The sequence below is a fragment of the Pseudomonas sp. Pseusp88 genome (assembly GCF_047303955.1).
Lineage (GTDB): Bacteria > Pseudomonadota > Gammaproteobacteria > Pseudomonadales > Pseudomonadaceae > Aquipseudomonas.
The window spans coordinates 38194-59274 of record NZ_JBGLYM010000019.1; the positions used below are offsets into that span (position 1 = coordinate 38194).

At 59.4% G+C, this 21081-nt stretch carries 15 protein-coding genes and 1 pseudogene; 10 read left to right on the forward strand and 6 right to left on the reverse strand.

The window, feature by feature from the left end; translation table 11 throughout:
• Positions 1 to 153: 153 nt before the first annotated feature.
• The 3 genes from aceF to msrA all read left to right on the forward strand — a co-directional run bounded on the left by aceF (position 154) and on the right by msrA (position 5762).
• The gene (gene aceF, locus ACCD02_RS21325; RefSeq protein ID WP_413306152.1) at positions 154 to 1794 is read left to right on the forward strand and encodes a dihydrolipoyllysine-residue acetyltransferase; all 1641 of its coding nucleotides are present in this window, start codon (positions 154 to 156) and stop codon (positions 1792 to 1794) included.
• 434 nt (positions 1795 to 2228) lie between these two features.
• Complete coding sequence (locus tag ACCD02_RS21330; protein ID WP_413306155.1) at positions 2229 to 4922, forward strand: putative bifunctional diguanylate cyclase/phosphodiesterase; 2694 nt, start codon at positions 2229 to 2231, stop codon at positions 4920 to 4922.
• A 177-nt stretch (positions 4923 to 5099) separates the two neighbouring features.
• A complete protein-coding gene (msrA, locus tag ACCD02_RS21335) occupies positions 5100 to 5762 on the forward strand; it encodes a peptide-methionine (S)-S-oxide reductase MsrA (RefSeq protein ID WP_413306158.1) in 663 nt (220 codons plus the stop codon).
• Positions 5763 to 5914: 152 nt separating this feature from the next.
• Here the strand turns inward: msrA and rlmJ are convergent.
• The 3 genes and pseudogenes from rlmJ to ACCD02_RS21350 form a co-directional block, all read right to left on the reverse strand.
• A pseudogene (gene rlmJ / locus ACCD02_RS21340) lies at positions 5915 to 6097 on the reverse strand (23S rRNA (adenine(2030)-N(6))-methyltransferase RlmJ); the annotation flags it as partial.
• A 57-nt stretch (positions 6098 to 6154) separates the two neighbouring features.
• Positions 6155 to 6889: a hypothetical protein gene (locus ACCD02_RS21345; RefSeq protein ID WP_413306161.1), complete on the reverse strand. Its 735-nt coding sequence runs from the start codon at positions 6887 to 6889 to the stop codon at positions 6155 to 6157.
• A 322-nt stretch (positions 6890 to 7211) separates the two neighbouring features.
• Positions 7212 to 8051 (reverse strand): 23S rRNA (adenine(2030)-N(6))-methyltransferase RlmJ, encoded by an 840-nt coding sequence (locus ACCD02_RS21350; RefSeq protein WP_413306163.1) that lies wholly within the window; start codon positions 8049 to 8051, stop codon positions 7212 to 7214.
• A gap of 390 nt (positions 8052 to 8441) precedes the next feature.
• Between ACCD02_RS21350 and ACCD02_RS21355 the strand changes: the two genes are divergently transcribed.
• Positions 8442 to 8702: a hypothetical protein gene (locus ACCD02_RS21355; RefSeq protein WP_413306165.1), complete on the forward strand. Its 261-nt coding sequence runs from the start codon at positions 8442 to 8444 to the stop codon at positions 8700 to 8702.
• A gap of 178 nt (positions 8703 to 8880) precedes the next feature.
• On the opposite strand, the gene ACCD02_RS21360 is transcribed toward ACCD02_RS21355, so the two are convergent.
• The 3 genes from ACCD02_RS21360 to ACCD02_RS21370 all read right to left on the reverse strand — a co-directional run bounded on the left by ACCD02_RS21360 (position 8881) and on the right by ACCD02_RS21370 (position 13248).
• A complete protein-coding gene (locus ACCD02_RS21360; RefSeq protein ID WP_413306168.1) occupies positions 8881 to 9966 on the reverse strand; it encodes an RHS repeat-associated core domain-containing protein in 1086 nt (361 codons plus the stop codon).
• 231 nt (positions 9967 to 10197) lie between these two features.
• The gene (locus ACCD02_RS21365) at positions 10198 to 11304 is read right to left on the reverse strand and encodes a GlxA family transcriptional regulator (protein ID WP_413306171.1); all 1107 of its coding nucleotides are present in this window, start codon (positions 11302 to 11304) and stop codon (positions 10198 to 10200) included.
• A gap of 567 nt (positions 11305 to 11871) precedes the next feature.
• On the reverse strand, positions 11872 to 13248 hold the full coding sequence (locus tag ACCD02_RS21370) for an L-serine ammonia-lyase (protein ID WP_413306174.1): 1377 nt from the start codon (positions 13246 to 13248) through the stop codon (positions 11872 to 11874).
• A 479-nt stretch (positions 13249 to 13727) separates the two neighbouring features.
• Here ACCD02_RS21370 and ACCD02_RS21375 point away from each other — a divergent pair, with 479 nt between their 5' ends.
• The 6 genes from ACCD02_RS21375 to betA all read left to right on the forward strand — a co-directional run bounded on the left by ACCD02_RS21375 (position 13728) and on the right by betA (position 20993).
• Positions 13728 to 14672, forward strand: a complete 945-nt coding sequence (locus ACCD02_RS21375; protein ID WP_259104369.1) for a choline ABC transporter substrate-binding protein — start codon at positions 13728 to 13730, stop codon at positions 14670 to 14672.
• Between the two features lie 67 nt (positions 14673 to 14739).
• Positions 14740 to 15585, forward strand: a complete 846-nt coding sequence (gene choW, locus ACCD02_RS21380; RefSeq protein ID WP_413306177.1) for a choline ABC transporter permease subunit — start codon at positions 14740 to 14742, stop codon at positions 15583 to 15585.
• Entirely contained in the window at positions 15582 to 16760 is a 1179-nt protein-coding gene (gene choV, locus ACCD02_RS21385; protein WP_413306179.1) for a choline ABC transporter ATP-binding protein, read from the forward strand. Before choW ends, choV begins: the two co-directional genes overlap by 4 nt.
• 296 nt (positions 16761 to 17056) lie before the next feature.
• A complete protein-coding gene (gene betI, locus ACCD02_RS21390) occupies positions 17057 to 17650 on the forward strand; it encodes a transcriptional regulator BetI (protein WP_413306182.1) in 594 nt (197 codons plus the stop codon).
• Between the two features lie 44 nt (positions 17651 to 17694).
• Entirely contained in the window at positions 17695 to 19167 is a 1473-nt protein-coding gene (betB, locus tag ACCD02_RS21395) for a betaine-aldehyde dehydrogenase (RefSeq protein ID WP_413306184.1), read from the forward strand.
• Between the two features lie 140 nt (positions 19168 to 19307).
• Positions 19308 to 20993 carry a choline dehydrogenase gene (gene betA, locus ACCD02_RS21400; RefSeq protein ID WP_413306186.1) on the forward strand — a complete coding sequence of 562 codons (1686 nt, stop codon included), beginning with the start codon at positions 19308 to 19310 and terminating at the stop codon, positions 20991 to 20993.
• Positions 20994 to 21081: the final 88 nt, after the last annotated feature.

Below are 21081 nucleotides of genomic sequence, written 5' to 3' on the forward strand. Positions count from 1 at the left end.
GCATAGCGCACCGTCTGCGGGGCGCAAGACAGCCGAAGGATGCGGAATTTCCCCAGGTCATTACCGGGTAAATGAGCATCCCAAGCTGTCTTGTTGCAACTACCCTCAGGCAGTGCAGCCGAGAATGAACAGGTTCTCCGAAGGAGAGACATTGTGAGTGAACTGATTCGTGTACCCGACATCGGCAACGGTGAAGGTGAAGTCATTGAGTTGATGGTCAAGGTCGGTGATCGCATCGAAGCTGACCAGAGCGTCCTGACGCTTGAATCGGACAAGGCCAGCATGGAAATCCCTGCGCCCAAGTCCGGTGTCATCAAGGCCATGAAGGTCAAACTGGGCGATCGCCTGAAAGAAGGCGACGAGCTGTTCGAGCTGGAAGTGGAAGGTGAAGCCGCCGCTGCTCCGGCCGCTGCTGCCGCTCCGGCTGCCGCAGCGCCAGAAGCCAAGGCCGAGGCTGCCCCTGCCGCCGCGCCTGCTCCGGCTGCCGCACCTGCTGCTGCCACGGTGCAAGACATCCACGTGCCGGATATCGGCTCGTCGGGCAAGGCCAAGATCATCGAGCTGATGGTCAAGGTCGGCGACAGCATCGAAGCCGATCAATCCCTGATCACCCTGGAATCCGACAAAGCCTCGATGGAGATTCCTTCTCCAGCGGCGGGCGTGGTTGAGAGCATCAGCGTCAAGCTCGAAGACGAAGTCGGTACCGGCGACCTGATCCTGCAACTGAAAGTCGCGGGCGCAGCGCCAGCAGCAGCTCCGGCTGCTGCCGCACCGGCACCGGCTGCCGCACCCGCTGCCAAAGCTGAAGCGCCTGCCGCTCCGGCCGCTGCTGCTGCGGCACCTGTTGCAGCACCGGCTGCGCCTGCCAAAGATGGCGCCAAGGTTCACGCAGGCCCGGCGGTACGCCAACTGGCCCGTGAGTTCGGCGTCGAGCTGAGCGCAGTCACCGCAACCGGTCCGCACGGTCGCGTGCTCAAGGAAGACGTACAGGTTTACGTCAAGGCCATGATGCAGAAGGCCAAGGAAGCTCCGGCAGCTGGCGGCGCCAGCGGCGGCATGGGCATCCAGCCGATTCCGGAAGTCGACTTCAGCCGTTTCGGCGAAATCGAAGAAGTGCCGATGACCCGCCTGATGCAACTGGGCGCCACCGGCCTGCACCGCAGCTGGCTGAACATTCCGCACGTCACGCAATTCGACCAGGCCGACATCACCGACCTGGAAGCCTTCCGCGTCGCACAGAAAGCCGTTGCCGAAAAAGCCGGCGTCAAGCTGACCATCCTGCCTCTGCTGCTGAAATCCTGCGCCTTCCTGCTCAAGGAACTGCCGGACTTCAATGCCTCCCTGGCACCAAGCGGCAAAGCGGTCATCCGCAAGAAATATGTGAACATCGGCTTCGCCGTGGACACCCCGGACGGTCTGCTGGTCCCGGTGATCAAGGACGTCGACAAGAAAAGCCTGCTGGAACTGGCCGCCGAAGCCGCTGTACTGGCCGAAAAAGCCCGTACCAAGAAGCTGTCGGCCAACGAAATGCAAGGCGCCTGCTTCACCATCTCCAGTCTCGGTCACATTGGCGGCACCGGCTTCACGCCGATCGTCAACGCGCCGGAAGTGGCGATTCTGGGTGTCTCCAAGGCCACCATGCAGCCAGTCTGGGACGGCAAAGCCTTCCAGCCAAAACTGATGCTGCCACTGTCGCTGTCCTACGATCACCGCGTCATCAACGGCGCCGCCGCCGCACGCTTCACCAAGCGTCTGAGCGACCTGCTGGCTGATATCCGCACGATCCTGTTGTAAGCGCACTACCTGTGGCTGCCCATGTGGTAGCCCATTGTGGGACCGGCTTCAGCCGGGAAGAGGCCAGCAAGATCGATACCTCTGTATTGCCCTTGAAGCAGTCTTCCCGGCTGAAGCCGGTCCCACACCGATTGCGAACGCCACACTGTTTCACCGAGCTGCCACGCTCGAACCTCAACCCCGCCGTTTGGCGGGGCTTTTTTTTGCCTCGGGTATTGCTGCGACAAATCACCACTACCACCCATGGAGGCCCTATGCCATCAGCGGTCCGACCAAATGCGCTGTAGATCCGCAGCAAATGGCCGACACATTTATAGCACTGAGCCATTGCGCCGACTTGTCAGCCCGCTCCGCATGATGCAACCTTGCCACACGCGACCTCGAAACGGGCTTAACGCCCTCGCGCGACCAGAATTCCGAAAGCGAGTTTCTTCATGAAAAGCCAACCCGATGCAGCCGGAAGAACGGCTGCCGAGGTAGTGACGCAACTGCCGGTGCCCTCGCGCCTGGGCATGCTGCGTTTCGAACGGCTGAATGAAGCCAACTGGGCCCTGCTGTACCTGGACCCCAACTGCGAAAAGCAGTTCGGCCTGCCCGCCGTCGAGCTTTGCGCTCTGGTCGGCTCGCCCTACGCCAGCCTCATGGAACCCGAAGCTCGCTACGTCCAGCACGATGCCGTGCAACTGCAGCTCGCCACCGCCCCGTATTACCTGGTCCGCTACACCCTGCATACCAGCCGAGGTCCACTCGCTATTCTGGAAATCGGCGAACGCTACAAACAGCACAATCGTGAACTTCTGCGCGGCTACCTGATCGTCGTCGATGAACTGTTCGACACCAACGCCGTCCCCGGTACCCCGGATCTGGAAACCCAGAACAGCCGTCTGCAGATCGCCCTGGAACTCAACCAGCGCGCTCAACAGGAACAGCTCGAGCACCTGGAGCGCGTACGCGCCCAGCAGGGCCTGATTCTGCGTCTGGCGCGTCATCGTTACAGCACTGATGATCCGGTGCAGGAAGCTGCACGCCTGATTACCAAGAGCGCCTGTGAGATCTACAACATCGCCGGTGCCAGGGTATGGAACCTCAATGGCCAGTTGCTGGAGCCGATTGCCGGTTTCAGCCTCGCCAGCGGTGAATACCACGTCGCCGAGCCTATCGACGTCAGCCGCTACCCGTCTTATCTGGAAGCGCTGCACAACAGCCGCGCCATCGACGCCAACGACTACGAACACGACCCGCGCACCCGTGAGATCGCCAGCGACCTGACCATCGGCGACACCAGCGCCGTTCTCGACGCCAGCATCCGCATCGACGGCCAGGTGGTCGGTGTGCTCTGTCTGGAACAGAAAGGCCTGCCACGTCCCTGGCACTCGGATGAAGTGGCCTTTGCAGGAGAACTGGCCGACCACTTCGCCCAGGTCATCAACAACCGTAACCGACGCAGCGCCACCAGCGCACTGCATCTGTTCCAGCGCGCGGTAGAGCAAAGTGCCAACGCCTTCCTGCTGGTCAACTGCGACGGCGTGGTCGAATACGTCAACCCCAGTTTCACTGCGATCACCCAGTACAGTACCGACGAAGTCCACGGTCATAAGCTCTCCGAGCTGCCCGCCCTGGAGAACCTCAGCGAATTGCTGCTCGACGCCAACTCCAGCCTGAGCACCAGCAATAGCTGGCAAGGCGAGTTCAAGAGCCGCCGCAAGAACCTGGAACCCTACTGGGGCCAGTTGTCGATCTCCAAGGTCTATGGCGACAACCGCGAACTGACCCACTACATCGGCATCTACGAAGACATCACCCAGAGCAAGCTGGCACAACAGCGTATCGAGCGCCTGGCGTACACCGACAACCTGACCAACCTGGGCAACCGTCCGGCGTTCATCCGCAATCTCGACGAGCGTTTCGCCCGGGATGCCGATACGCCCATGAGCCTGCTGCTGGTCGACATCGACAATTTCAAGCGCATCAACGACAGCCTCGGCCACCAGACCGGCGACAAACTGCTGATCAGCCTGGCCCGACGGCTGCGCAACAGCCTCAGCTCCACCGACGTCCTGGCGCGCTTTGCCAGTAACGAATTCGCCGTACTGCTGGACCATACCAGCCTCGAAGCCGGGCAGCGCATCGCCAGCCAGGTGCTGATGACCCTCGACAAACCCATGTTCGTCGACAACCAGTTGATCAGCGTCACCGGTTCCGTGGGCCTGGCCTGCGCGCCGCTGCATGGCCGCGATCCGCAGACCCTGATGCGCAATGCCGGTCTCGCGCTGCACAAGGCCAAGGCCAACGGCAAGCATCAGGTCCAGGTCTTCACCGAAGCCCTCAATGCCGAAGCCAGCTACAAGCTGTTCGTCGAGAACAACCTGCGCCGCGCCCTGACCCAGAACGAACTGGAAGTCTTCTATCAGCCCAAGCTGTGCCTGCTCACCGGCCGCCTGCTGGGCATGGAGGCGCTGCTGCGCTGGAACCATCCGGAAAAGGGCATGATCCGCCCGGACCAATTCATCAGTGTGGCCGAAGAAACCGGCCTGATCATCCCGATCGGCAAATGGGTCGCCCGGGAATCCTGCCGCATGAGCAAGGCCCTGACCGCTGCCGGTTTCGGCAATCTGCAGGTGGCGATCAACGTTTCTCCGAAACAGTTCTCCGACCCGGAACTGGTAGCCTCGATTGCCGCCATCCTCAAGGAAGAAAAACTCGACCCGTCGCTGCTCGAGCTTGAGCTGACCGAAGGCCTGCTGCTTGAAGCCACCGAAGACACCCGCCAGCAGCTCGATTCGTTGAAAAAGCTCGGCCTGTCTCTGGCCATGGATGACTTCGGTACCGGCTACTCGTCGTTCAGCTACCTGAAGAAATTCCCCATCGACGTGATCAAGATCGACCGCAGCTTCATCCGCGATATTCCGGATGACCAGGACGATATGGAAATCACCTCGGCGGTCATCGCCATGGCCCACAACCTCAAGCTCAAGGTCGTCGCGGAAGGCATCGAAACCGCCGCCCAACTGGCCTTCCTGCGCCGCCACCGCTGCGACGTCGGCCAGGGCTATCTGTTCGACCGGCCAATCCCCGGCGAAGAGCTGATCGAGAAACTGCGCCGCTATCCACGCGGGCCGTCGGACTGACACCTTTCCCGTATCCGGGTATTTCGGGCACACTACCCCTCTCTCTTCAGCCCCGTTGGAGCGAGGCTTGCCCGCGAACGCGGTTGCCCATGTCGTGAAGCTGTGGTGAATGTACCGGCCTCTTCGCGGGCAAGCCTCGCTCCCACAAGGCCTGACTCCCATCCAGAGGAATCCTGCATGGCCCTGCGTTCGGAAATTCTTGTGAACAAAAACGTCCTGCCTACCAAAGAACAAGCCCTGCCGGGCCGCGAAACCCCGATGTCCCTGCCGGAAACCCACTTCGTCAATGGCAACCCACTGCTGGGCCCGTTCTCCGCCAACGTTGACTTCGCCATCTTCGGCCTCGGCTGCTTCTGGGGGGCGGAGCGGCGCTTCTGGCAGAAAGAAGGCGTGGTCAGCACCGTGGTCGGCTACGCCGGCGGCTTCACCCCGAACCCGACCTACGACGAAGTCTGCTCGGGCCTGACCGGCCATAGCGAAGTGGTACTGGTGGTCTACGAACCGGAAGTCATCAGCTACAAAGAGCTGCTGGCCATGTTCTGGGAATTGCACAACCCGACCCAGGGCATGCGCCAGGGCAACGACATCGGTACCCAGTACCGCTCGGTGATCTACTGCACCACCCCCGAACAACTCGATGCGGCCAAGGCCAGCGCAGCCGTGTACCAGGCCGAACTGAGCAAGGCCGGGCTGGGCGAGATCACCACCGAAATCGACCAGGCCCCCACCGTCTTTTTTGCCGAGGCCTACCACCAGCAATACCTGGCCAAGAACCCGCAGGGTTATTGCGGCATTGGCGGAACGGGTGTGTGCATGCCGCCGAGCCTGGCAGGAAACTGAAAAGTACGGATCGAGCGGAGCGAAGTCATGACGTGAATTGTGGGAGTGAATTCATTCGCGAATGCAGTGTTTCAGCCTGAAAAAATGCATGGGATGTCGTGGCCTCTTCGCGAATCAATTCGCTCCCACAGATGAGGACCGTCTTCAGGCTGCTCCGCAATCAACCCATCCATGGTCCAGCCACCCTCGGTCTGGCCCAGTTTCTGCGCCAGATACGGCATCAGCTCGCGCAACTCTTCCTCAAACCCCCAAGGCGGGTTGGCGATGGCCAGGCCTGAGCCGTTGGGGCTGGACGGTGTGCCAAATGGACACACTTGCAAATCGCCTCGCAGCAACTAAGGCACACCGGCGAGCGTGTTGAAGCGTCAGACTCGCTCGCCTCCAGGCTTCTCCTAGCCTAGAACACGCAAAGCGGTATGCAACGACTCAACTAATACACCGTCGGAATTTTCCGAATAATAACTGATCCGCACCTCACCCCCTGGCTCCGTTCTCTCCAGCGTCACTCGCTCGATATAAACGAATGTCGCACCCGGCGGAACTCCAAATCGCAGCATTGCCATCAAACGCCCATCAACACCGTAACTCGACCATGTTGCTCTTACCGATACTGGCCCTGGAAACTCTACCCTCAGGCCCGGTTCAGGAATATCGTGCGGTGTAAACTCACCATTTACTGCCTGAGGAACATTGACGGGCGGAAGTCCTTTCGTGACATTAGGTACCGAGAATGAAATAACATGAGAAACCTGTGATGTCCCATCAACAAACTTAACATGACCAAATGCGTTAGCGGCGGATGATTGCAAGGCGGTATCCAATACTACTGCCTTCGGAATGACCACATCGATATAGCGGTCTTCCTTCCCGACTTCACAAGAGCCAAAATAACCGCCGCCCCCCATCCATGCGACCATGACTATATCACCGGCCCGCATTCTGGGGTAGCCGACCATCCGCATAACCGCCCCAGACTCCGCAACGGCACAGGGATAAAGCACATCTTTCTCGTACGCTTCAACAACAATAGGCGGCAGCACGCTATTCAACCCTGGCGCTACTTTAACGCTAGCCGGGAACGGCAACGAGCGATCAGGCAAGGGAAAATTATTGTTTGATTTATTCATCGCAATCACCTCCATATCATCTCATCAACCGATCAGACACTCACTTCAAGTTACACGACCACTTCAATAATACATGTGGAAAAATCACTTCGCCTGGCACATCACTGCAACAACTGTGGATTCTTATTAAATAACGACTGAATGCCAAAACATCAGGAAACTGAATAGTAGGGCGATTGCTTATTCGAAACCACTAGTAAAAATACTAGGGCGTTAGATTCATTCGAAATACTTACATCTCAAGACCGACAGCAGAAGATCTATATATACTCATCAAAGAGAGCCCACCGAGTTATCAACGCAGTGAACTCCCTCAAGGCGGCTACTCCGCAATCAACCAATCCATGGTCCAGCCACCCTTGGTCTGGCCCAGTTTCTGCGCCAGATACGGCATCAGCTCGCGCAACTCTTCCTCAAGCCCCCAAGGCGGGTTGGCGATGGCCAGGCCTGAGCCGTTGAGGCTGGCCGGGGTATCGAGTGGATGCACATGCAGTTCAACCCGCAGCAATTTTGGCGCCCCGGTTTCGGCCAGGTCCTGATAGAAGCGCTTGAGCAGGCGCTGATCCTTGACCGGATACCAGATCGCCGCCACGGTCTGACGCATACGGCCGATAGCTTCTTTCAACGCCACAGAGCAGCGCTTCATCTCGTCAAGCTGTTCGAATGGCGGGTCGATCAGCATCACCGCACGCTTCTCCGCCACCGGCAGCAAGGCCCGTGGCACATGCCAGCCTTCGCCCAGGTGCACGGCCACGCGGCGGTCGCCCTTCATGTTGTCCTTGAGCAGTTGCCCGTCCTCGGGGTGCTTCTCGTTGAGCAGCACACGGTCCTGGGAACGGGTCAGGCGCCGGGCCAGCTCCGGGGAGCCGGGGTAGTAGCGCAGGCTGTCTTCCTTGCGGTTCATGCGGCGCAGCACGTTCATATAGTCCGCGGCCAATTCCGGCAGGTCGTCGGCGTCCCACAGGCGGCCGATGCCTTCGATCCACTCGCCGGTACGCGTCGCCTGATCACCTTGCAGGTCGTACAGACCCAGGCCCGCGTGGGTGTCGAGATAGGCGAACGGCTGTTCCTTGCGCGCCATCAGGGCGATCAGGCGGGACAGAACCAGGTGTTTGAACACATCGGCGTGGTTGCCGGCGTGGAAGGCGTGACGGTAATTCATGGCGACTCCTGCAAGGCCCGGCAGTTTAGCAAAACCCGGCGGCAGAAGATCAGACACATGCGTCAACATTTTCCCTGACTAAGGCTCGGCCGTCAGGCGCATATGCTTGCAGCGGTGATTGTCATAAACGCCCAGGCAAAAAAACGCCCCGGTCAAGCCGTCACATAACCGGGGCTGGAGGGATTGCCTGAGATAGCCACGCGGTGCAGAGGGTGACCAAACCATGCCCCGCGCCTGGTAAGCGAAGCCAGTGTGCCCGCTGTACCGACAGGTGAGTTAGTCGAAAACGACATACTCATAGCCATCTCTGACATTGGCGGAGATCGGGGTTGCCGACATCACCCCGCGCTACCAGAATCGTTGCAACCCCGATTGAAAGGAACAGACGTCATGATGCATGTGGACTTGATAGACCAGGAAGACTTGATCAGCCAGCTGCGCTCGATTGGCTTCGAAATGCCGTCTGGCGCCACAGCAGAACAAGCCTGCGCCCAGGCCGTCTGCGGCCTGACCAACGACCGCGCGACGGCATTGCGCCGAATGGTGGAGCAACTGCTGACCGGCAGCGCGACGATCCTGCCGGCGGTGCGCCAGGCGATTGATAAGGAGTTGTTGCCAGCGTTGGCGCAGTATCGGCAACAGCATGGGTGATTGCTGAAAGCGCTTATCAGTGAAGGTGAATGATGTTGCGCAGTCGCCAGATCTGCGCAACACATTGTGTGACTGTCTGGCAGTAAATGACCAAACCAGCACTGAACATATTGCGAATGCTCTTAATACCTCGGAGACAGCCCCAGCGCCAATATCGATAGCATTAACTTGGCATGATTCATGTTACAGGTCTAAATACTTGGGGTTTATAATCGTTTACCCAACGCCCCAGCCCACGCTTTTTATATAATGCAATACTCATTTTTCCAGTAACATCCAAACCTACCGGGGCGTTTCCTTCAGGTGAAACCCACACTCCTCTTATCTCGCCTGAAAACGCTTTTACCGGCCTTCCGGTAATGTGTGAAAAACCTGCAGCAAAAGAGTAGTCGGCGTCGGCCAAGTGGCAGGAAATAAGCCTAATACTATCGTAATCCTTGGGTCGCATATGATTTCGAGTAAGCAATTCAAAAAGCTCCTCTGGATTTAAAGGCTGATCGCCAGAAAACATATAAGAGCGAGTTCCGCCTCCAACATCTATTACTTGACCATGTGCCTGTATATTTAAACGACGACCATTTTTATAAGCATCTTTAAAAACACTTATCCCAGGGGCGATTTTTCGAAAATTGTCTATAGGCTTATTTACTACGCCAAAAATTGGCTGATATATGCGACGAGGCAAATTACGTTCCCCAACGCCTCGTAACGCTCTAAAAAACGGCGCAATGGAAAACTGCCCACTCGGATCCACCCGATTCACTGGATCGCCTGAGCAATACGCATAGGCATTCAACCCACCTTTGCCAAACGGACTCAAGCTATCCGGGGAGTTAAAGCGCATCAATACCGGATTGAACGCTCGATGCCCGTTGCCTAATAAATAGTGGCCGGTCATCAAGTCCGGTCGTTCGCCGGTAAAGCCGAGCATGCCAAGTGAATCCTGGTGCCGGAATGAATGACCGTACGGCGTGTAGACGAGAGGGCGCGGCTGAGTGGCATCTAGCATGCTCAATACCGAACGCTGCAGATCGGTGGCTGACGGGCAGGCCTGCAAACGGCCCTCATGACTCTGCTGCTCAGCGAGCAACTGACCTTCGTACTGCATGACCGAGCGCATGGTGTCGCCTTGAATTTCGGTAACAAGGCAATCTTTCTGATAGAACCGTCGAACAGGGGCTTGCGCGGAAAAGACATTAGCCACCAAGCAATCCAGCGGGTCATAGCGATAGCGGCAGAAAAGGTTGTCGTGGTAGGTCGCCATACGATCATTCCCCGAGCCATCAGGTTCAGGAATATTTTTTACGACACCGGCCAAAAGTGTCTACTGGCAGAACTACTAGGTTTTGAACAACATCTCGGTCGCCATTACCTGGAAGGATGGCTCGACATGCCATCCGCCGCGACAGCGTTGCAGGGTAGACGCGAACCTGTTCGCGAGGTCTTCAGGCCTGACGTCGTGCGTCAGGCCTGATGCGTTGTGCGGCGTTATGTCTTAAAGACGCACACTGGCAAACGTCGACTCATTACGCGCCTGACTCAACGCCGACATCGGCCCGGACAGCGGTGCCAGGACCATGGCTTGCGGGATCGGCATCATCGCCACCTGTTGGGCGGTGTTGGAGCCGACGCGCTCGTCACGCGGTGGAATACCGAAGTATTCGCGGTAGCACTTGGAGAAGTGCGGCGTGGAGACGAAGCCGCAGACCGACGCCACTTCGATGATCGACATCGGCGTTTGCTTGAGCAACTGCCGTGCGCGGATCAGGCGCAGCTTGAGGTAGTAGCGCGACGGTGAGCAGTGCAGGTATTTCTGAAACAGACGCTCAAGCTGACGACGCGATACGGCAACGTACACCGCCAGTTCGTCGAGGTCGATCGGCTCTTCAAGGTTGGCCTCCATCAGCGCCACGATTTCCTGCAGCTTTGGCTGGTTAGTGCCGAGCATGTGCTTGAGCGGCACACGCTGGTGATCCTGCTCGTTACGAATGCGCTCGTAGACGAACATCTCGGAGATTGCAGCAGACAGTTCGCGACCGTGATCGCGGCTGATCAGGTGCAGCATCATGTCCAGTGGCGCGGTGCCGCCGGAGCTGGTGAAGCGGTTACGGTCCAGGGTGAACAAGCGGGTGCTCATGGCGACACGCGGGAAGGCTTCCTGCATCGACGCCAGACATTCCCAGTGCACGCTGCAATCGAAGCCGTCGAGCAGGCCGGCACAGGCCAGGGCCCAGCTGCCGGTGCACACGGCACCCAGGCGGCGGGACTGACGCGCCTGGCTCTGCAGCCAGCTGACGTGTTCGCGGGTAACAGTGCGTTGAATGCCGACACCACCGCAGACGATCACGGTGTCCAGGGCCGGGGCCTTGTGCATCGAAGCGTCCGGAGTGATCTGCAGGCCATCACTGGCCCAGACCTGGCTACCGTCCACACTCAGAGTGGTCCAGCGATACAGTTCGCGGCCCGACAACTGGTTGGCCATACGCAGAGGTTCGACCGCCGATGCGAGGGAGATCAGCGTGAAATTATCCAGCAGCAGGAAGCCGATGGATTGTGGTGCGCGGTTCTGAGGCTGTTGAGCCCCTGCATTGAACGAAGTCATCACGGTATCTCCTCACACAAGCGGTTGTAGGCCCCAGGCTGGGCTCTTGTTTTATTGCCCTTCTCGTAACAGGGCTTTACGCAATGCATCGCAATTGTCGTGCCTAAACTTGGATGTGCATTCAATAAACCCTGAAAACGACGTCGCGATGCGTCTAGTCAGCTGCGACCTGATGTAATCATTAGCGACCTATGGGATTTACAAGCCGTGTAAATGCTTGTGGGGGTGAGCACTTCGGTAGCACTCGGGTGACGCGCAGGGCAGCGACTCGAAACGGAGTGTCACTGCCCTTCACGGGTGACAGGCGGCGTCGGACGAGGCCGCTGATTTCACTGTGACATTACTTAAAGCGCGCCAAAAGGTGGCGGGCGGATGCAGCGGTGTTCGATGACGGAGCGCTTAACTTGCATGCGCAAAATGTGCAGGCCGTGTGAGAGCGAATTGTGGGAGCGAATTCATTCGCGAAGGCGGTAGTTCAGGCAACAGATTAGCGTCGAATGTACCGGCCTCTTCGCGAATGAATTCGCTCCCACCGCGCTCACGTCTACTGGATTTACCTGGAGACGATCAGCACTCCACCGCACTGACCGCCAGGCCACCGCGGGACGTTTCTTTATACTTGTCATGCATGTCGGCGCCGGTGTCGCGCATGGTGCGGATCACCCGGTCCAGGGAGATAAAGTGCTGGCCATCGCCGCGCAGGGCCATCTGGGCGGCGTTGATGGCCTTGACGGCAGCGATGGCGTTGCGCTCGATGCACGGCACCTGCACCAGGCCGCCGACCGGGTCGCAGGTCAGGCCGAGGTTGTGCTCCAGGCCGATCTCCGCAGCGTTGCACAATTGCTCAGGGGTAGCACCAAGGATATCAGCCAGCCCCGCAGCGGCCATGGCGCAGGCCGAACCGACTTCACCCTGGCAGCCCACTTCGGCGCCGGAAATGGACGCGTTCTTTTTGCACAGGATGCCTACCGCGGCTGCACCGAGGAAGTAGTCGACCACATTGGCTTCGCTGACTTCATCGCTGAATTTGACGAAGTAATGCAGCACCGCCGGGATGATCCCTGCCGCGCCATTGGTCGGCGCGGTGACCATCCGGCCACCGGCGGCGTTTTCTTCGTTGACCGCCAGGGCGAACAGGTTGACCCACTCCATGGCACTGAGGGTCGAGCCGATCACGTTGGGTTTGTTCAGTTCCTGCAGGCTGCGGTGCAGCTTGGCCGCGCGGCGACGGACGTTGAGGCCGCCGGGCAAAATGCCTTCATGCTTGAGACCTTGTTCGACGCAATCCTGCATGGCATGCCAGAGCTTCATCAGGCCGCTGCGAATTTCATCTTCGCTGCGCCAGACTTTTTCGTTGGCCATCATCAGTTCCGACACCCGCAGACCGTGTTGCTGGCACAGGCGCAGCAGCTCTTCGGCGCTGGAGAAGTCATAAGGCAGCACGGTGGTGTCCATGTCCAGCACGCCGCTGGCGGCCTGGGCTTCATCAACGACGAAACCGCCGCCCACCGAATAATAAGTGTCGCGATGCAGTTCACCACCCTCGCCTTCGGCAATCAGGGTCATGGCGTTGGGGTGGAAAGGCAGGTTCTCGTCGAGCAGCAGCATGTCGCGCTGCCAGACAAAAGGAATCGGCAGTCGGTTGTCGAGCAGCAGGGTGTCGGTTTCGCGCAGGGCGGCGATGCGCAAGCCGATCTGGGACGGGTCGATGGCATCCGGCCACTCACCCATCAGGCCCATGATCACCGCGCTGTCGCTGCCGTGACCGACACCGGTGGCCGAGAGCGAGCCGTACAAGCGCACTTCGATCCGTCGTACCGACGCCAGTTGCCCCCGGTCACGCAGGCCCTGGACGAACAATGCGGCGGCGCGCATGGGTCCTACGGTGTGCGAGCTGGAGGGGCCGATGCCGATCTTGAACAGGTCGAAAACGCTGATAGCCATTGCTGATGAACCTCTGTGGTCGGGACTCCCGGCGCATAAAGCAACCGGCGACGGAGCTGCTACGCTGAGCCTCGCGTCCGTCGGAATGGCCGCATCATCGGGCTTTTGCCCTGCGTCACAACGTCTCACACCGACTCACTCATGCCCAGCAACGTCGCCAGTGACAGGGAGCGTCAAGCCATAGCGGTTTACGACAGGCGGGGGCCGCTTTTTGCCGCATGGAGGCTGGAAAACCAGCCCTCGGTGGCAGAAAAAATCTGTAAACGACGTCACCAACACTGGATACGACCCCCTGTGTACTGGTTACGACTCCCCCTGTAGGCGTTTGATTTTCCCTGTTACATGATCGGTCCGACTCGATCGCCGGCGCAGTGATAGAGCTGTCGTGAAAAAGTGTCGCCACTCAGCTGCCACACCTAGAACCGCCACAGCCATCTGCGCTGATGACGAGAAGAAAACACCACAGGAGTCCACCACCCATGAAAGGTTCCCAATCGCTGCTGCTGGCCGTAGCCCTCAGCCTGCCAGTACTGGCACAGGCCGCCGAACCCGCGCAGTGCAGCACCGTTAACTTTTCCGATGTCGGCTGGACTGACATCACGGCCACTACCGCAGTGACCAGCGTGGTACTTGAATCCCTCGGCTACAAAACCAAGACCACCATGATTTCCGTACCCGTGACCTACAAGTCCCTGGCCGACGGCAAGAACATGGACGTGTTCCTCGGTAACTGGATGCCGACCATGGAAAACGACATCAAGGCTTACCGTGATGCCGGCACCGTGGAAACCGTGCGGACCAACCTCACGGGCGCCAAGTACACCCTCGCAGTGCCACAGGCGCTGTACGACAAAGGCCTGCATGACTTTGCCGATATCGCCAAGTTCAAGAAGGAACTGGACGGCAAGATCTACGGTATCGAGCCTGGCAACGACGGCAACCGCCTGATCCAGAGCATGATCGACAAGAACGCCTTCGGCCTCAAAGACGCCGGCTTCAAGGTCGTCGAGTCCAGCGAAGCGGGCATGCTGTCCCAGGTTGATCGCGCCTCCAAACGCGACACAGACGTGGTCTTCCTCGGCTGGGCGCCACACCCGATGAACAAGCGCTTCAAGATTCAATACCTGACCGGCGGCGATGACTTCTTCGGTGCCGATTTCGGTGCTGCAACCGTGGCGACCAATACCCGCAAGGGTTACACCACCGAATGCAGCAACGTCGGTCAACTGTTGAAAAACCTGGAATTCAACGTCGACATGGAAAGCTCGCTGATGGGCAACATCCTGGACGACAAGATGAAGCCTGAAGCTGCCGCCAAAGCCTGGCTCAAGCAGAACCCGAACACGCTGAAAACCTGGCTGGCCGGCGTTACGACCATCGACGGCAAGCCTGGTCTGGAGGCTGTCGAAGCCAAACTGAAGTAATCCGGATGACAGGCGGGTGCGCCCGCCTGCCGTCCTAATTTTCTCCCGTATGTGGACAATCGATACCATGCTGACTGATCACAAACTCCCCCTGGGGCAGTACATCGCCGCCTTCGTCGAATGGTTGACGCGGCACGGCGCCAACTACTTCGACGCAATCGCCTCCACCCTGGAAGCGATGATTCACGGCCTGACGTTCGCACTGACCTGGTTCAATCCGCTGGTATTGATTGGCTTGATCGCACTGCTGGCTCATTACATTCAACGCAAGTGGGGCCTGACCGCCTTCGTCATCATTTCCTTTCTGCTGATCCTTAACCTGGGGTACTGGCAGGAAACCATGGAAACCATGGCTCAAGTCCTGTTCGCGACCCTGGTCTGCGTGGTGATCGGTGTGCCGCTGGGCATCGTCGCCGCACACAAACCCATGTTCTACACAATGATGCGTCCGGTCCTTGACCTGATGCAGACCGTTCCTACCTTCGTATACCTGATCCCGACCCTGACCCTGTTCGGTCTGGGTGTGGTACCAGGCCTGATCTCCACGGTGGTGTTCGCCATCGCCGCGCCGATCCGCCTGACCTACCTGGGCATCCGCGATGTTCCTCATGAGCTGCTCGACGCCGGTAAAGCCTTCGGCTCCTCGCGCCGCCAGTTGCTGACCCGCATCGAACTGCCCTATGCCATGCCGAGCATCGCTGCCGGTATCACCCAATGCATCATGCTGTCGCTGTCGATGGTGGTAATTGCTGCACTGGTGGGCGCCGACGGGCTGGGCAAACCCGTGGTCAACGCACTGAACACCGCTGATATCGCCCTGGGCTTCGAAGCCGGTCTGGCGATCGTATTGCTGGCAATCATGCTCGACCGCATCTGCAAACAACCTGACGCCAAGGTGAGGGCTGACGCATGAGCATCATCAAATTCGACAACGTCGATGTGATCTTCTCCAAGGATCCACGCGAAGCCTTGAAACTGCTGGACGAGGGCATGACCCGCGAGCAGATCCTGAAAAAGATCGGCCAGATCGTCGGCGTGGAAAAAGCCAGCCTGGAAATCGAGAAAGGTGAAATCTGCGTACTGATGGGCCTGTCCGGCTCGGGCAAGTCCAGCCTGCTGCGCTGCATCAACGGCCTCAACACAGTCAGCCGCGGCAAGCTGTTCGTCGAGCATGAAGGCGCACAGATCGATATCGCCCATTGCACCCCGGCAGAGCTGAAACTGATGCGTACCAAACGCATCGCCATGGTGTTCCAGAAGTTCGCCCTGATGCCCTGGCTGACGGTTCGCGAGAACATCAGCTTCGGCCTGGAAATGCAGGGTCGTCCCGAGAAAGAACAGCGCAAGCTGGTGGACGAGAAGCTGGAACTGGTTGGCCTGACCCAATGGCGCAACAAGAAGCCGGACGAGCTGTCCGGTGGCATGCAGCAGCGCGTCGGCCTGGCCCGCGCCCTGGCAATGGATGCCGACATCCTGCTGATGGATGAACCGTTCTCGGCCCTCGACCCGCTGATCCGCCAGGGTCTGCAGGATGAGCTGCTGGACCTTCAAGCCAAACTGAGCAAGACCATCGTATTCGTGAGCCACGACCTGGACGAAGCCCTCAAGCTCGGCAGTCGTATTGCCATCATGAAAGATGGCCGGATCATCCAGTACAGCGTTCCGGAAGAAATCGTCCTCAACCCGGCTGACGAATATGTCCGCACTTTCGTCGCCCACACCAACCCGCTCAACGTGCTGTGCGGCCGCAGCCTGATGCGCACCGTGGACAACTGCACGCGAGTCAACGGCGAACTGTGCCTGGACCCGGGCGGCGACTCATGGCTGAGCCTCAAGGATGGCAACACCATCCAGGGCGCACGTCAGGGCGCTACCCAGTTCGACCTGCAAAGCTGGACACCGGGTCAACCGGTAGAAGGCCTGGACCGTCGTCCGACTGTCGTGCACTCCAATATCGGCATGCGTGACGCATTGCAGATTCGCTACCAGACCGGTAATAAACTGGTGCTGCAAGAGGGCAACCAGGTGGTTGGCATCCTCGGCGACACCGAGCTGTATCACGCGTTGTTGGGCAAGAATCACGGTTGACTCGGCAGTTATTGATTGTGGGACCGGCTTCAGCCGGGAAGGCATCGGTGAAAACGCCAGAGATGTATCGACAACTCTGGCCTCTTCCCGGCTAAAGCCGGTCCCACAGTCGCCGGGGCAGACCAGTACCACGCAATACCAGAAGTCAGCCGGATGCTGACCGGATACACCGCAGTTAACTGCTTTTTGTCACGTCCATGGTTTTTTGTTGATTGAGCGTTCAATAAAAAAACCCTAGACTGGTCAATGCCTTGAATGGCCCAGCATTTACTCCGGACACAAGGAGACACACCGTTATGCCCAAGGTCGGAATGCAACCCATCCGTCGTCAACAGTTGATCCATGCCACGCTCAGCGCGGTCGATCAGGTCGGCATGGGCGACGCCAGCATTGCCTTGATCGCAAGGCTCGCGGGGGTCTCCAACGGCATTATCAGCCACTACTTTCAGGACAAGAACGGCCTGATCGCGGCGACCATGAGTTACCTGATGCGCGCCCTGAGCGAAGGCGTCACCCTGCGCCGTCTGGCGCTGCGCGACGACAACCCGCGGTCGCATCTGCGAGTGATCATCGAGGGCAACTTCGATGCCAGCCAGGTCAATGGCCCGGCGATGAAAACCTGGCTGGCCTTCTGGGCCTCCAGCATGCACCACCCGTCATTGCACCGGTTGCAGCGGATCAACGATCACCGTCTGTATTCCAACCTGTGCTGCCAGTTCCGCCGTTTGCTGCCGTTGGAGCAGGCGCGTACGTCGGCTCGTGGCCTGGCGGCATTGATCGATGGTTTATGGCTGCGCGGCGCGCTGTCGGGGGATGCCTTCGACACGGAGCAGGCGCAGCAGATTGCTTACGAATATATGGATTTCCAACTGGCCAAGGCGCTGCACTGACGCGCTGACACGCCCGGCAACTCAACGAACCCCGCGAGGACTCTATGGCCCGTTTCGAACTGCAAAAACTCTACATCGATGGCGCCTACGTCGATGCCACCAGTGGCACGACCTTTGAAGCCATCAACCCGGCTAACGGTGAAGTTCTCGCAGAGGTACAGCGTGCCAGCCAGGCCGATGTCGAACGTGCCGTGCAAAGCGCGGAAAAAGGCCAGAAAATCTGGGCCGCCATGACCGCGATGGAGCGTTCGCGCATCCTGCGCCGTGCCGTTGAGATCCTGCGCGAGCGCAACGATGAACTGGCCGACCTGGAAACCCTCGACACCGGCAAGGCCGTGTCGGAAACCCGCTATGTCGATATCGTCACCGGCGCCGATGTGCTGGAATACTACGCAGGTCTGGTGCCCGCCATCGAAGGCGAGCAAATCCCCCTGCGCAGCACTTCGTTCATCTATACCCGTCGCGAGCCCCTGGGCATCGTGGCCGGTATCGGCGCCTGGAACTATCCGATCCAGATCGCCCTGTGGAAATCCGCCCCAGCCCTGGCCGCCGGCAACGCGATGATCTTCAAGCCCAGCGAAGTGACGTCCCTGACCACCCTCAAGCTGGCAGAGATCTATACCGCTGCAGGCGTACCCAATGGCGTGTTCAACGTTCTGACCGGCAGCGGCCGTGAAGTCGGCACCTGGCTCACCGAACACCCACGCATCGAAAAAGTCTCCTTCACCGGCGGCACCGACACCGGCAAGAAAGTCATGGCCAGCGCGTCGAGTTCGTCGCTCAAGGACGTGACCATGGAATTGGGCGGCAAGTCGCCGCTGATCATTTTCGACGACGCTGACCTGGACCGCGCCGCCGACACCGCAATGATGGCCAACTTCTACAGCTCCGGTCAGGTCTGCACCAACGGCACCCGGGTGTTCGTGCCCAGTTCAATGAAAGCGGCGTTTGAAGCCAAGATCATCGAGCGTGTGAAGCGCGTACGCGTCGGCAACCCACAGGACGAAAACACCAACTTCGGCCCGCTGGTCAGCTTCGCCCATATGGAAAGCGTGCTCGGCTACATCGCCAAGGGCAAGGCAGAGGGCGCCCGCGTGCTGTGCGGCGGTGAACGCCTGACCGAAGGCGAACTGGGCAAGGGCGCCTTCGTCGCGCCGACCGTATTCACCGACTGCACCGATGACATGACCATCGTGCGCGAAGAAATCTTCGGCCCGGTCATGAGCATCCTCAGCTATGAAACCGAAGAGGAAGTCATCCGCCGCGCCAACGACACCGACTTCGGCCTGGCCGCCGGTATCGTCACCCGCGACCTGAACCGCGCCCATCGCGTGATTCATCAGCTCGAAGCCGGTATCTGCTGGATCAACGCCTGGGGCGAATCCGACGCCAAAATGCCGGTCGGCGGCTACAAGCAATCGGGCGTGGGCCGTGAGAACGGGATCAGCTCGCTGGCGCAGTTCACCCGGATCAAGTCGGTGCAGGTTGAGTTGGGCGATTACGCCTCGGTCTTTTAAGCAGCTCCAAGCGGCAAGCTTCAAGCGGCAAGCCAGATCAAACGCAGCTTGAACTACCGCTCATCGACCGCAGCAACACGCGAACTGCTTTTCCTTGCAGCTTGAAGCTTGCAGCTTGCAGCTCCCCATGGAGATATCCCTTGGAATTCGACTACATCATCATCGGCGCCGGCTCCGCCGGTAACACCCTGGCAGCCCGTCTCACCGAAGACCCGGGCGTCACCGTGCTGCTGCTGGAAGCGGGTGGCCCGGACTATCGTCTGGATTTCCGCACCCAGATGCCGGCCGCCCTGGCCTTCCCGTTGCAGGGGCGCCGCTACAACTGGGCCTACGAGACCGACCCCGAGCCGCACATGAACAACCGCCGCATGGAATGCGGTCGCGGCAAAGGCCTGGGCGGCTCGTCGCTGATCAACGGCATGTGCTACATCCGTGGCAATGCCATGGACTACGACGGCTGGGCCAGGTTGCCGGGCCTGGAAGACTGGACTTATCTCGACTGCCTGCCATATTTCCGCAAGGCAGAAACCCGTGATATCGGCCCCAACGACTACCACGGTGGCGACGGCCCGGTCAGCGTGACCACGCCCAAGGCGGGCAATAACCCGCTGTTCCACGCCATGGTCGAAGCGGGCGTGCAGGCAGGCTATCCGCGTACCGACGACCTCAACGGTTATCAGCAGGAAGGCTTCGGCCCGATGGACCGTACCGTGACCCCGCAGGGCCGTCGCGCCAGTACCGCTCGCGGCTATCTGGATGAAGCGAAAAAGCGCACGACCCTGACCATCGTCACCCACGCTCTGACCGACCGCATCCTCTTCGAAGGCAAGCGTGCCATCGGCGTGGCGTATCTGGTCGGCGACAGCAACACCCCGACCGAGGCCCGCGCACGCAAGGAAGTGCTGCTGTGCAGCGGCGCCATCGCCTCGCCGCAGGTGCTGCAACGCTCCGGCGTCGGCCCGGCCGATGTGTTGAAAAAGCTCGATATTCCCGTGGTCCATGACCTGCCGGGGGTTGGCCAGAACCTGCAGGATCACCTGGAAATGTACCTGCAATACGCCTGCACCCAACCGGTGTCGCTGTATCCGTCGTTGCTGTGGTGGAACCAGCCCCCCATTGGCGCGAAATGGATGTTCCTCGGCAAGGGTATCGGCGCCAGCAACCAGTTCGAGGCCGGTGGCTTTATCCGCTCCCGTCCGGAATTCGAATGGCCGAATATTCAGTATCACTTCCTGCCCGTAGCGATTAACTACAACGGCAGCAACGGGGTGAAGGAGCACGGCTTCCAGGCCCATGTCGGCTCGATGCGCTCGCCAAGCCGTGGCCGGGTACAGATCAAGTCCAGGGACCCGCGCGAGTATCCGAGCATCCTGTTCAATTACATGGCCACCGAACAGGATTGGCAGGAATTCCGCGACGGCATCCGCCTGACCCGGGAGATCATGCAGCAGCCTGCACTGGACCCGTATCGCGGTCGTGAAATCAGCCCCGGCATCGAAGTGCAGACCGACGAGCAACTCGACAAATTTGTCCGCGAACACGCCGAGACCGCGTTCCACCCGTCCTGCTCGTGCAAGATGGGCACCGACGACATGGCCGTGGTCGACAGCGAAGGCCGTGTGCATGGCTTGCAAGGCCTGCGCGTGGTCGATGCCTCGATCATGCCGATCATCACCACCGGCAACCTCAATGCGCCGACAATCATGATCGCCGAAAAAATCGCCGACAAGATCCGTGGGCGCAAACCGTTGCCGCGTAGCACGGCGGCATACTTCGTTGCCGGAGACCGGCCGGTGCGAGGCAAACCGGTACGGGAGATCAAGTAACCCCTACCCGGAGCACTGATGATGTGGGACCGGCTTTGGCCGGGAAGGCAGTGGCACGATCGATATATTTCTATCGCCTGTTCTGCCG

Coding starts and splice junctions, on each gene's coding strand:
- ACCD02_RS21330 (WP_413306155.1), top strand. CDS start 2,229: ATGAAAAGCCAACCCGATGCAGCCGGAAGAACGGCTGCCGAGGTAGTG.
- msrA (WP_413306158.1), top strand. CDS start 5,100: ATGGCCCTGCGTTCGGAAATTCTTGTGAACAAAAACGTCCTGCCTACC.
- ACCD02_RS21345 (WP_413306161.1), bottom strand. CDS start 6,889: ATGAATAAATCAAACAATAATTTTCCCTTGCCTGATCGCTCGTTGCCG.
- ACCD02_RS21350 (WP_413306163.1), bottom strand. CDS start 8,051: ATGAATTACCGTCACGCCTTCCACGCCGGCAACCACGCCGATGTGTTC.
- ACCD02_RS21355 (WP_413306165.1), top strand. CDS start 8,442: ATGATGCATGTGGACTTGATAGACCAGGAAGACTTGATCAGCCAGCTG.
- ACCD02_RS21360 (WP_413306168.1), bottom strand. CDS start 9,966: ATGGCGACCTACCACGACAACCTTTTCTGCCGCTATCGCTATGACCCG.
- ACCD02_RS21365 (WP_413306171.1), bottom strand. CDS start 11,304: ATGACTTCGTTCAATGCAGGGGCTCAACAGCCTCAGAACCGCGCACCA.
- ACCD02_RS21370 (WP_413306174.1), bottom strand. CDS start 13,248: ATGGCTATCAGCGTTTTCGACCTGTTCAAGATCGGCATCGGCCCCTCC.
- ACCD02_RS21375 (WP_259104369.1), top strand. CDS start 13,728: ATGAAAGGTTCCCAATCGCTGCTGCTGGCCGTAGCCCTCAGCCTGCCA.
- choW (WP_413306177.1), top strand. CDS start 14,740: ATGCTGACTGATCACAAACTCCCCCTGGGGCAGTACATCGCCGCCTTC.
- choV (WP_413306179.1), top strand. CDS start 15,582: ATGAGCATCATCAAATTCGACAACGTCGATGTGATCTTCTCCAAGGAT.
- betI (WP_413306182.1), top strand. CDS start 17,057: ATGCCCAAGGTCGGAATGCAACCCATCCGTCGTCAACAGTTGATCCAT.
- betB (WP_413306184.1), top strand. CDS start 17,695: ATGGCCCGTTTCGAACTGCAAAAACTCTACATCGATGGCGCCTACGTC.